Raw genomic sequence first — 10,945 nt, 5'->3', positions numbered from 1 at the left:
GCACTGCAAGACCTGCGATATCAAGGACCCGACGCAGAACATTGTGTGGGTGCCGCCGGAGGGGGGCGGCGGGCCGAATTATCCGAATATGTGATCACCCTAACGCTTGCACCGTCCCCTTCTCGACATCGCCCACATAGATGCCGAACGCGTCCTCGGTTCGCTCCTTCACATAACGACGCAGCATGGACTCAACCGCGGAATCGCGAATCCTGTCCCAGGGAATGGCATTCAGCGGCACGTACCGTACATTCGCGCTCGCAGCGGCATCATCAACAATGCGCCCGCGATAATAAATATGCGTCACCCCTTTCTCCTCGAACACCGCGAACAGGAAATCAAGATTCGCATTCAACCGATACCCGCTCAACACGCCACGCAAACTGGCCGCGTCTGCAAGGGGCTCCAGCCGTGTACCAATAGGTAATTGCAACGTCCCCGACGTCGTCTCGACCAGCACAAGTCCTTCGGGGTGCTCAAGGATCGCACCGACCTGAGCACGCTGCCCGGTGGCCGCCAATGCATCCTGCGACAAACTGAAATCCACATAAGCACCACGGCAATAACCCAGCGGTGTCGCAGTTGTATGCGTGAAATCAACCACGCGCCCAATCAGGATGATGTGGTCCCCCGCATCCACCACCTGATGCGTCTCGCAGTCGAAACTCGCCGCTGCGCCATCCATCACCGGACTGCCGGTGCGTCGCGCATGCCACGCAACCTGCGCAAACTTGTCCGCGCTCTTCGAAGCGAATACGCCCGATACAGGCCGTTGATCTTCAGCCAGCACGCTGACCGCAAACCGCTGTGTCTCCGAAAACACCGGGTGACTCGACGCAGTCTTGGCGATACACACCAGAATCAACGCCGGATCAAGCGACACGGACGTGAACGAGTTCGCGGTAAACCCACGCGGCGAACCATCGGGTTGAATGGTCGTCACCACGGTGACGCCCGTGACGAATGCACCCAATGCACGGCGAAACTCGGCGGTATCGAAGGCAGGCTCGTTCATGCTTTTGCTCCTAAAATTAGCGGCTGATACGTAGACCCGAAGCGACTTGTGTATTCAGTCAAACACTCAGGCGCCGCTCGCTTCACGAATAAATTTCACCAACCGCTGGTTCACGATCGCCGGCGCAGTGATATTCATCATGTGCCGCTCATTCGCAATGATCTCGGCGCGTCCGCGCGGCGCGGCGGCGGCCATCGAATGCGACATGGCCGGGCTCGAATTCGGATCACACTCACCGGTCATGAAAAGCGCCGGCACGGTGAGCTGCGGCAACCGGCCGACATGCGCCTGGTCCGAACTCGCAAACAACCGGTAGGTGCGCGCATACCCTTCCGGATTCACCGTCGCAAGCAACGACCGCACAAGCTCCGCCACCTGCTCAAGATGTGCCGGCACGGGATCGTCGAACCAGCGCGCAACCGTGGCGTCAATGCTGGGTTGCTCAAGGCCGCCGCCAAGCGAAGCGGCGCGCTGCATCACGGCAGCCCGCTGCGTCGGTGTGCGGTCGTACACCGCATTCAGCGCAACCACGCTCGCCACCCGCTGCGGATATTGCAACGCAAACTCAAGTGCGATCAGCGAACCCATCGAGTGCCCGACTACATGCGCTGCATCAATCTGCAAATGATCCAGCAGCGCAGCAAGCTGCCCGGCGTATTCATCAAGTGCGGGTGAAGCCTCCGGCAAACGGCTGCCACCGTGGCCCAGCATGTCATACGACACGACCCTGAAACACAACTGCAACGCGTCCACCTGAGGCGCCCACACGCTGCGGTTCATTCCCACGCCGTGGATCAGGACAAGCGCCGGCCCCTCGCCCGCCACGCTATACGCCGTGCCGTCGAACACGCCGCTCACCGACCCACGCCCAGTCACCGTTTCATGCTTCATTGGTCCCAAGCTCCTTCAGATCCTGATAACGGTCGCCAATACGATGATGCGGCCGCCCGCCGATTGATGCACCCAGCGCAATCACGAGCTCATCCGGACCCGGGGCATCGATGATCGAGAACTGGATGGTGAGGTAATGCGAGCGCATGCCTTCGTCGCCCTTGTGCATGAGCGGAATGGTGACCGGACAGTTAGGACCGCCACGCAAATTCGTGAAGCTCAGGTAACTCTTCGCACCCACCGCTTCACGGAACTTGTTGCCAAAGCGCAGTGTGTGAATCAACGCCGACGCATGCTCGACCTCGCCCGACGTCCCGACAATCGCCGCTTTCCCATAACCCTCCACCGCCGCGCCCGAACCTGCAATCCGCAGAATCTCGCCGGTAAGGATCTCGCCGAGTTGCGGCGCAAGTCCGTGGATCTCGGGACGCAGGTCATCGACGAAACCACGCCCCGCCCACGGATTACGCAACACGGCTGCAGCAGCGAACAGCTTCAACGGCCGCTCGGCCGCTTTACCGCCTTCGATGAAGGTGTCTTCCACATAAGTAACCAGCTTGCGAATCTCAAGTTTCATGGGGGTTTTCTCCGTAGGCAAAAACGCCGTGGTTTTATCAGGTGGCGTCGTCGATATATTATGGTATTCCATATTACTGGATGCAAGAATTTTTGACGATTGAGGGGTTTACGAGAGCACGCTGAAAACCTGAAGGCAAAAAAAAAGCCGTCGGTGCCGACGGCCTTCATTGCCTGGGAGACGCTGTCACACAGCGTTCACGCGCTGGCTTCGGCAGCCCTCTCGGCAAGCGTGGCCATCACAATGCCGGCCGTGCGCCGCACGTGTTCGAGCGATGCGGCAGCGGCGGCATCGCCGTCTTTCTTGGCGATAGCGGACAGCAATTTGTTCATCTCGCGATTCGAGTCCGCGCCCCGTCCCGGCGACGCAATAGTCACGGCTCGCAACTGGTTGATGCGCGCGTTCAGCGACTTGACCACCGAATGCATCATCAGCTTGTGGCCACCGGTGAACATGGCTTCGTAGAAGCGTTCCGTGTAGGTCAGCACCCGCTTGAAGTCCGACTGGTCGAAGGCGTCTTCAATCTCCTTACGGATTTCGCGCAGCTGTTTCACCAGCGCCGGTGTTGCATGCTCGGCACACGCACGCGCCGCCTCGGACTCGAGCAACGCGCGGATTTCGTAGATCTCCTGAACCTGCTCGGGATCGAGCCGCGCGACAATCGGCCCGGAATGCGCGACGGTCTCGACCAGGCCTTCGGTCTCCAGATGGCGCAGCACTTCGCGCACCACGGTCCGGCTGACGCCCAGTTGATCGCACAGCGTGCGCTCGATCAGGCGGTCGCCGGGACGATAGAAGCCCTGCGAAATGGCGTCACGCAGTTTCTCCAGCGTCAATTCGCGCAACGTCGGTGCGCTTCGGTCGACACGCATTTGATCGATCATGGTTTTTTTGTCTCCGGTCTGATATCCGGAATCCCTGGTTTTTGGAATCCCATAGTATTGCACACCCGTTCTGTATTGCTGTCGAGCCCGAGGGACAAGCGCTTGGTCAGGCTGCGAATACCCGTGCGCTCTCGTTCTCCCATTCGAGCCAGGCGCGCGCACCGATTGCGAGACTCGGCTCGCGTGAACTGATGGATGTCCGTACCGCGATCTCCTGTTCCCAGGGCGTGGAGACCGCGTAATGCATGGTGTCGCCAAGATAAGTGACATCGCGCACGACAACCTGCAAACCGCCATCCGCGGCCTCCGGCGGTTGCGCGCGAATCCGTATCTGTTCAGGCCGCAACATCAGCGCGCCGTTGTCGCCGCTATTCAACGCGCGATCGAAACCGCCGACCGATACCGGCCTGCCGTTCGGAAACACCGCTCGTGAAGTGCCATTGCTGCCGGCCAGCGTAACCGGCAGGAAATTCGAGTTGCCGATGAAACTCGCGACGAAGCGCGACGCCGGTTTCGCGTAAAGCTCCTCACCGCTGCCCACCTGCTCGATGCGCCCCTTGTTGAACACCGCGATCCTGTCAGACAGGCGCAGTGCCTCTTCCTGGTCGTGGGTCACATACAGGATTGTCACGCCGGTCTGCTGGTGGATGCGCCGGAGTTCTGTCTGCAATTCCTCGCGCAGCTTCTTGTCGAGCGCGGAAAGCGGTTCGTCCATCAAGAGGACTGGTGGATCGTAGGCGAGCGCGCGGGCAATAGCGACACGCTGCTGCATCCCGCCCGACAGCTGGTCCGGCATGCGGTCGCGGCAATCGCCGAGGTGCACGAGTTTGAGCATCTGCTCGACCTTCGACTTCACCTGGGCGTCGGGCAGACGCCGCACACGCAACGGGAACGCGACGTTCTCGCCGACCGTGAGATGCGGGAAGAGTGTGTAGCGCTGAAACACCATGCCGATGTTGCGCTTGTTCGGTGCAACCGACAGCAGCGACTTGCCGTCGAGCAGCACACGTCCTTCGGTGGGAGACTGAAAGCCCGCGACAATGTACAGCGTCGTGCTCTTGCCCGAACCCGACGGCCCGAGGAAGGTCATGAACTCGCCCTTTTTGATATCGAGCGAGACATGGTCGATAGCGACGACCTGGTCGTAGGTTTTACGAAGCCGTTGGATCTGCAAAAACGGTGCGCTCACGATTTACCTCTCTTGAGAACAAGCCCCAGCAACATCAGGATGACAGTCAGGCCGACCAGCAGAGACGACGCCGCGGCAATCACCGGCGTCAGGTCCTGCCGCAACGTGCTCCAGATGCGCACGGGCAGCGTCTGCAACGTCGGGCTCGCCATGAAGATCGACACCACGACCTCGTCCCATGACGCGAGGAACGAGAAGATCGCGGCGGCAAACAGGCCGAGACGAATGGCGGGCAGCGTGACGCGCCACTTCACTTCGAACGGACTCGCGCCGCAGATCAGCGCGGCGTCTTCGAGGGCGGTATCGAAACTCTCCAGCGAATTGCTGATGGCGATGATCGAGAACGGCAACGCAATGATCAGGTGCCCGATCACGAATCCGACCAGCGTGCCCGTCAGCCCGATGCGCAGGAAAAAGCCGTACAACGCCACGGCAAGCACGACGACGGGCAATACCATTGGCGTGAGGAAAAACGCTTTCAGCAGCGCACGGCCCCGAAACGTGCCGCGCGTCAATGCAAGCGAAGCAAACAGGCCCAGCACCACTGACAACACCATCACGACCACGCCCAGTTCGACGCTGGTGATCAGCGAGTCGAGCCAGCCCGGATCGGAAAACAGCATGCTGTACCAGCGCCACGTCCAGCCCGGCGGCGGAAACAGCAACCATTGCGAATCGCCGAACGACAACGCGACAATGAACAGCACCGGCAGCAGCAGGAACAGCGACACGGCCGCGCCAATGCCAAGCAACGCCCAGCGCAAGGGTCCGAGACGATCGAAATCGAGCAGCATGTCAGTGGACTCCCGAAGCACCCGGCGCGCGGCCGGAAAAGCGCAGTTGCACGGCATACAGCGACAGCGTCACGAGCAGCAGCACGAAGGCGGCGGCGCCCGCAAGTCCCCAGTTCAGCAATTGCTGCACGAGTTGCGCGATCAGTTCGGCGAGCATCATGTACTCTGGACCGCCGAGCAGCGCAGGCGTGACGAAGTACCCCAGCGCCATCACGAACACCATCAATGCACCGCTGGCAATGCCAGGCATGGCCAAGGGCACCAGCACGCGCCAGAACGCCTGCCAGCGGCTCGCACCGCAGATGGCGGCCGCACGCAGCGTGGTGGGATCGATCGCGCGCAGGGTGGCGTGCAGCGGCATCACAAGGAACGGCAACATGATGTACGTCATGCCGATCGTGACGCCGGTCAGGTTGTTGACCAGCGTCAGCGGCTCATGAATCACGCCGAGCCACATCAGCAAGCGGTTGATCGGACCCGTCTGCTGCAGCAGGACCATCCAGGCAAAAGTGCGGGCGAGCAGGTTGGTCCACATCGATAGCAGCAGGATGGCAAACACCAGCTTGCTGATCCAGCGCGGTGCCATGGCGAGCAGCCACGCGGTCGGGAAACCGATCACGAGCGTCACCGCCGTCACCACCGAGGCCACGAAAAAGGTGTTACCGAAGACCCGCAGGTACGTGGTCGAGCCGAACAACTGCGCGTAGTTCTGCAGGCCGGGCGACGGGTCCAGCACGCTCCTCAGCAACAGGGAGAGGACCGGCAGGAGGAAGAACACGATCAGCAACAGCAGGGCCGGCAGCACCAGCCGCGCCCTCCTGAAACCGGCGCTCACCTTCGGTAGCGACACCCGAGGCTCCGCGACCGTGCTCACTGCGTTCGACATGACAACTCCTTCAAGATGATCGGCGGCCATTGCTCTATGTCGACCTTACTTCGATTGCCACGCATACCAGCGCTTGGCGATTTCGTCGCGATGATCGGCCCAGTACTTCATGTCCAGGTTGATCTGCGTCGCCTTGTACTGGTCCGGCTGCGTCTTCGCGACATCGGCCGGCAGCAGCGCTGACGACTTCAGGTTGACCGGCGCGTAGCCGGTTTCAGCCGCGAAATTCGCCTGTGCCTGCGCGCTGGTTGCGGTAGCGAGGAACTTCATCGCTTCGGCCTTGTGCTTCGCGCCCTTCGGCACCACGAGCATGTCGGCGGCGGTCAGGTTCTGGTTCCACGATATGCCGACATCCACGCCGGTTTGCTGCAAGGCATGCAGGCGGCCGTTCCAGAACACGCCGAGCGGCGCTTCGCCCGATGCCATCAACTGCTGCGACTGAGCGCCGCCGCTCCACCACACAATCTGGCTCTTGATGGTGTCGAGCTTCTTGAACGCCCGATCGAGGTCGAGCGGATACAGCTTGTCGGGCGCGACGCCGTCGGCAAGCAACGCGACTTCCAGCACGCCGGGCGCGGACCATTTGTAGAACGTGCGTTTGCCGGGAAAACGCTTGGTGTCGAAGAGATCGGCGTAGTTGGCAGGCGCGCCGCTCTTAAACGATGCCTTGTTGTACCCCAGCACGAACGAATAATAGAAACTTCCGACCGCACCCGGCGACATGAAGCGCGGATCGAGTTGGCTCTTGTTCACCACCGAATAATCGATCGGCTCGACCAGCCCGTCGCGCAGTGCGGCATACGCGAAGTCGCCTTCCACGTCGACCACGTCCCATTGCACGTTGCCGCTGTCGACCATGGCCTTGAGCTTGCCGTAGTCGGTCGGCCCGTCCATCAGCACCTGGATTCCCGATGCCTGGGTGAAAGGCGCCGCCCACTCCTTCTGTTGAGCCGATTGCGTCGTGCCGCCCCAACTGGCGAAGACGATCGGCGCGGCGGCCGCGAAGACGGGCGCGGTAACCGAAACAACAGCGGTAACGATCAATGCGCGCACCAGGGCGTGCAAATTTAACGGTTGCTGCATGACAACTGCTCCTTGAAAGGAAACGGCTTGCTTCGAGAGGACTTGAGCCTGGACGGCCGGTTTTATTTGAGCGGTGAAAATGCAGCGGGCTTCATGATCTTGCTTTCCATGGTTTCCAGCAGCGCCTGGATCTTCGGCGCGAACGCCTGCCACGCCGGGTCTTCTGCCAGCCGCTGACGGCGTGCTTCGCGGTCGTCAAGGCTGGTATAGGCCCACATGTGGACGATCTGGTTAAGCGGCCCGATCTCGGAGAAAAAGTAACCCACCAGCTCTCCCAGATGCTCCTTCTGTAAAGCGATGCCTTCTTCCTCAACCAGTTTCAGGTACGCCGGGACTGCGCCCGTGCGGATCTTGTAAGTGCGGATTTCGTAGTACATGGCGGCTCGTGTGGGTCCTCAACGCATGACGAAAGGATCGGCGATAGGGTCGTCCGAGGTCCTGATCCATACAGATTTGGTACGGGTGTAGTCGAGCACGGCGTCGAAGCCGCCTTCGCGTCCGAGCCCGCTCAACTGGTACCCGCCGAACGGGACGATTGGCGAGACAGCGCGATAGGTGTTCACCCACACAATGCCGGCGCGAAGCCGTCGCGTCAGCCGGTGCGCGCGTGTCAGGTCACGCGTGAACACGCCTGAAGCGAGTCCGTACCGTGTGCCGTTGGCAAGCGCAATGGCTTGCTCTTCGGTATCGAAACTCATCACGCTGAGCACGGGGCCGAAGAGTTCCTGCGCGACACTCGGTATGTCCGACGTGGCGCATTCGACAATGGTCGGCTCGAAGAAAAATCCATTGCCCATGCCTTCGGGACGATGTCCACCGGTCAGCAGTTTCGCGCCCGCGGCAAGGCTTGCCGCCAGCACCGCTTCAATGTGGTCACGTTGTCTGGCGGTAGCGAGCGGGCCCATTTCGGTATCCACGTTCTGCGGATCGCCTATCTTGATTGCGCGCGCTTTCTCGACCAGTTTCGCCAGCAGCCGCTCGCGAATGCCGCGCTGCACGAGCAGCCGCGAACCCGCCACGCAGCTCTGACCCGTCGCGGCGAAAATCCCCGCGATGATCGCGTTGCTGACGCTGTCCACATCGGCGTCGTCGAACACCAGCACCGGCGATTTACCGCCCAGTTCCAGCGACGTCGCCGCAAGGTTCTCAGCCGAATTCCGCACGATATGGCGGGCCGTTTCCGGGCCGCCGGTGAACGCAATTTTCGCGACGAGCGGATGGGTGGTGAGCGCGTGACCGCAATCGGCGCCAAAACCCGTCAGGATGTTCACCACGCCTGCCGGAAAGCCAGCCTCATGAATGAGGCGCGCAAACGCGAGCAACGGCGCAGGGCCCTCTTCCGACGCCTTGATGACGATCGTGCAGCCTGCGGCAAGCGCGGGCCCTATCTTCACCGCCGACAAAAACAGTTGCGAGTTCCACGGCACGATTCCGGCCACGACACCCACCGGTTCGCGTCGAAGAAACACTTCCATGTCCGGCTTGTCGACCGGCAGGTACGCTCCCTGGATCTTGTCCGCGACGCCTGCGTAATAGCGGTAATACTCGGCGACATAACCAATCTGGCTGCGCGTCTCGCGGATGATCTTGCCGGTGTCGGCCGTCTCCAGTTCAGCCAGTTCCTGCGCGTTGGCGGCAACCAGATCGGCGAGCCGGTACAGCAGCTTGCCGCGCTGGCTCGCAGTCAGGTTGGCCCACTCGGGCGAGAACAATGCGCGGTCGGCTGCTCTGACCGCCCGGTCGACATCCGCCGCGCTGGCGGCGGGCATGCTCGCCCAAACCTCGCCGGTCGCCGGATTGATACTGTCGAAGGTCTGCGAAGCGTCGCTGAACCCGCCGTCGATGTAATGCCGGAACGTCTGCAACATGTCGTGTGCTCCGGTTTAGCGGGCGTCGAACGCGGGCATCACGTCGGCAATAAACAGTTCCAGCGAACGGCGCTTGCGCTCGAAGCTCATGTTGCTGTCGAGCCAGAAGCTGTACTGATCGAAGCCGAGTTCTTCATACTGCTTCAATCGGGCGATCACATCGCCGGGCTGGCCGATCACCAGGTTCTTGCGAATCTGCTCGGGGGTGTACTGGGGAAACGAAGCAATATCCGCTTCCGTCAGCGGTTCAATGAACCCCCGCTTCACCGGCCGCTCGTTCTTGAACCACTTGCTGAAATAGCAATAGAAGCGGCTCAGGTCGGCGACGGCCGCATCCACTTCCGCGGCGTTCGCGCCCACGAACGTATGCATCAGCATCATGATCTGCGGACGCGGCACGTCGGGGTTCGCTTTGCACGCCGCGTTGAAACGGTCCATCAGGTTCACCACTTCGCCGTCACCCGCAGCAAGCGACGTGACCTGCACATGGCACCCGTTCCTCACCGCGAACTCATGCGAATTCGGATCGCGCGCGGCGAGCCACATCGGCGGGTTGGGCTGCTGGATCGGGCGCGGTACTGGCGTGGTCGACGGCCACGACCAGAACTCACCCTGGTGCGCGTAGTCGCCCTTGAACAGGTTCCGCAACGCCGGCACGAGTTCGCGCATCCGTGCGCCCGCGCCGAACGCATCGAGGCCCGGCAGCAGGCGTTCGTATTCGAAGGAGTACGCACCGCGCGCAATGCCGAGATCGAGACGCCCGTTGCTCGCGACATCGACCATGCCGGCTTCGCCTGCCAGGCGGATCGGATGCCAGAACGGTGCGATCACCGTGCCGGTGCCGAGACGAATGCGTTCGGTGCGCGCGGCAAGGTACGAAAGGTTGATGAAGGGGTTCGGCGCGATCGTGAATTCCATCGCGTGGTGCTCGCCGACCCACGCGGTTTCGAAGCCGCCCTTCTCCGCAATCTGGACAAGTTCGGTGAGTTCGTCGAAGAGTTGCCGATGCGGCGTGTGCGCGTCGTACCGCTCCATGTGGAGAAACAGCGAGAATTTCATGATCGGCCTATGAGCAGGAAAACAGTCCGTCTTGCTGCGAGCGCGATGTACCCAGCGTCCCGCTTCGTGTCGACCGCTTGAACGTTGCGGCTGGTATTACGGTATTCCAACGAATGTCGCAAATCAAGCATTTCAATATTATGGTATTCCATAATATTAGATGCGTGGACGGATGAATTTGGCGAGGCTTGGGAAGGTCTGAAAGAGCGATACGGCTGGCGTCTACGCCTGTGCGGGGGGCGCAGCGGCGAATAAGCTGAAGGATTGGTTGGCCGCTGATCAATGGATCGCTTGAGGCCGCTTGAGACCGCTCGAGACCGTTCCAGATAACCGAAGACCGCGTGGATCACCCGGTGCTCCAGTTCGTCGATATCCGTTTCGCCGCGATCTCCGGCGCAATGGGCTGCTGCGGGACGTCTGCATGCTTATTGGGAAACCGGCAACGATTTATACGACTGCATTGGAGGCGCTGCTGGTCCGGGAAGCCGGAGGCCAGGTAACAGACCTTGGCGGTGCGCCGCCAGGCTCGAATGCGAATGAAATTGCAAGGCACCGGCGAGGCTTGCGGGTGCGTTGCTTGAGGGGCTTGAGGGGCTTGAGGGGCTTGAGAGGCTTGAGAGGCTTGAGAGGCTTGAGGGGCTTGAGGGTTAGTGCCCGTCGACGGTTAGGGTTGGTGGCGTTCGATTCCCGGCATTCGGC

At 61.3% G+C, this 10,945-nt stretch carries 12 protein-coding genes; 1 reads left to right on the top strand and 11 read right to left on the bottom strand.

The features are described from left to right. The coding region (locus ABH944_RS42410; protein WP_404613222.1) for a 4Fe-4S dicluster domain-containing protein at positions 1 to 94 on the top strand (94 nt) is incomplete at its 5' end. Here ABH944_RS42410 and ABH944_RS42405 read toward each other — a convergent pair. The 11 genes from ABH944_RS42405 to ABH944_RS42355 form a co-directional block, all read right to left on the bottom strand. Then, a complete protein-coding gene (locus ABH944_RS42405) occupies positions 95 to 1,015 on the bottom strand; it encodes a flavin reductase (RefSeq protein ID WP_404615054.1) in 921 nt (306 codons plus the stop codon). It lies immediately after the preceding gene. Between the two features lie 66 nt (positions 1,016 to 1,081). Then, a complete protein-coding gene (locus ABH944_RS42400) occupies positions 1,082 to 1,906 on the bottom strand; it encodes an alpha/beta fold hydrolase (RefSeq protein WP_404615052.1) in 825 nt (274 codons plus the stop codon). Continuing rightward, positions 1,896 to 2,483, bottom strand: a complete 588-nt coding sequence (locus ABH944_RS42395) for an amino acid synthesis family protein (RefSeq protein ID WP_404615050.1) — start codon at positions 2,481 to 2,483, stop codon at positions 1,896 to 1,898. The genes ABH944_RS42400 and ABH944_RS42395 overlap by 11 nt, the downstream gene beginning before the upstream one ends. Before the next feature lie 197 nt (positions 2,484 to 2,680). Next, a complete protein-coding gene (locus ABH944_RS42390; RefSeq protein WP_197500446.1) occupies positions 2,681 to 3,364 on the bottom strand; it encodes a GntR family transcriptional regulator in 684 nt (227 codons plus the stop codon). A 109-nt stretch (positions 3,365 to 3,473) separates the two neighbouring features. After that, positions 3,474 to 4,556, bottom strand: a complete 1,083-nt coding sequence (locus ABH944_RS42385; RefSeq protein ID WP_404615049.1) for an ABC transporter ATP-binding protein — start codon at positions 4,554 to 4,556, stop codon at positions 3,474 to 3,476. Continuing rightward, the gene (locus ABH944_RS42380) at positions 4,553 to 5,350 is read right to left on the bottom strand and encodes an ABC transporter permease (RefSeq protein WP_404615047.1); all 798 of its coding nucleotides are present in this window, start codon (positions 5,348 to 5,350) and stop codon (positions 4,553 to 4,555) included. Before ABH944_RS42380 ends, ABH944_RS42385 begins: the two co-directional genes overlap by 4 nt. A gap of 1 nt (position 5,351) precedes the next feature. Further along, positions 5,352 to 6,236, bottom strand: coding sequence for an ABC transporter permease (locus ABH944_RS42375; RefSeq protein WP_404615045.1), 885 nt, complete (start codon positions 6,234 to 6,236; stop codon positions 5,352 to 5,354). 45 nt (positions 6,237 to 6,281) lie between these two features. Then, positions 6,282 to 7,319 (bottom strand): ABC transporter substrate-binding protein, encoded by a 1,038-nt coding sequence (locus ABH944_RS42370; protein WP_404615043.1) that lies wholly within the window; start codon positions 7,317 to 7,319, stop codon positions 6,282 to 6,284. 62 nt (positions 7,320 to 7,381) lie between these two features. After that, positions 7,382 to 7,696 (bottom strand): NIPSNAP family protein, encoded by a 315-nt coding sequence (locus ABH944_RS42365; RefSeq protein WP_031361744.1) that lies wholly within the window; start codon positions 7,694 to 7,696, stop codon positions 7,382 to 7,384. Between the two features lie 18 nt (positions 7,697 to 7,714). Next, the gene (locus ABH944_RS42360) at positions 7,715 to 9,187 is read right to left on the bottom strand and encodes an aldehyde dehydrogenase (protein ID WP_404615041.1); all 1,473 of its coding nucleotides are present in this window, start codon (positions 9,185 to 9,187) and stop codon (positions 7,715 to 7,717) included. A 15-nt stretch (positions 9,188 to 9,202) separates the two neighbouring features. Then, entirely contained in the window at positions 9,203 to 10,246 is a 1,044-nt protein-coding gene (locus tag ABH944_RS42355; protein ID WP_404615039.1) for an LLM class flavin-dependent oxidoreductase, read from the bottom strand. Positions 10,247 to 10,945 lie beyond the last annotated feature (699 nt).

The sequence above is a fragment of the Caballeronia udeis genome (genome assembly GCF_044909315.1).
Taxonomy (GTDB): domain Bacteria; phylum Pseudomonadota; class Gammaproteobacteria; order Burkholderiales; family Burkholderiaceae; genus Caballeronia; species Caballeronia udeis_A.
This window is presented reverse-complemented; position numbering and strand designations above follow the sequence as displayed.

Excerpts from the sequence above, each read along its gene's own strand:
- ABH944_RS42405 (WP_404615054.1), bottom strand. The coding sequence starts at position 1,015 with ATGAACGAGCCTGCCTTCGATACCGCCGAGTTTCGCCGTGCATTGGGT.
- ABH944_RS42400 (WP_404615052.1), bottom strand. The coding sequence starts at position 1,906 with ATGAAGCATGAAACGGTGACTGGGCGTGGGTCGGTGAGCGGCGTGTTC.
- ABH944_RS42395 (WP_404615050.1), bottom strand. The coding sequence starts at position 2,483 with ATGAAACTTGAGATTCGCAAGCTGGTTACTTATGTGGAAGACACCTTC.
- ABH944_RS42380 (WP_404615047.1), bottom strand. The coding sequence starts at position 5,350 with ATGCTGCTCGATTTCGATCGTCTCGGACCCTTGCGCTGGGCGTTGCTT.
- ABH944_RS42375 (WP_404615045.1), bottom strand. The coding sequence starts at position 6,236 with ATGTCGAACGCAGTGAGCACGGTCGCGGAGCCTCGGGTGTCGCTACCG.
- ABH944_RS42370 (WP_404615043.1), bottom strand. The coding sequence starts at position 7,319 with ATGCAGCAACCGTTAAATTTGCACGCCCTGGTGCGCGCATTGATCGTT.
- ABH944_RS42365 (WP_031361744.1), bottom strand. The coding sequence starts at position 7,696 with ATGTACTACGAAATCCGCACTTACAAGATCCGCACGGGCGCAGTCCCG.
- ABH944_RS42360 (WP_404615041.1), bottom strand. The coding sequence starts at position 9,187 with ATGTTGCAGACGTTCCGGCATTACATCGACGGCGGGTTCAGCGACGCT.
- ABH944_RS42355 (WP_404615039.1), bottom strand. The coding sequence starts at position 10,246 with ATGAAATTCTCGCTGTTTCTCCACATGGAGCGGTACGACGCGCACACG.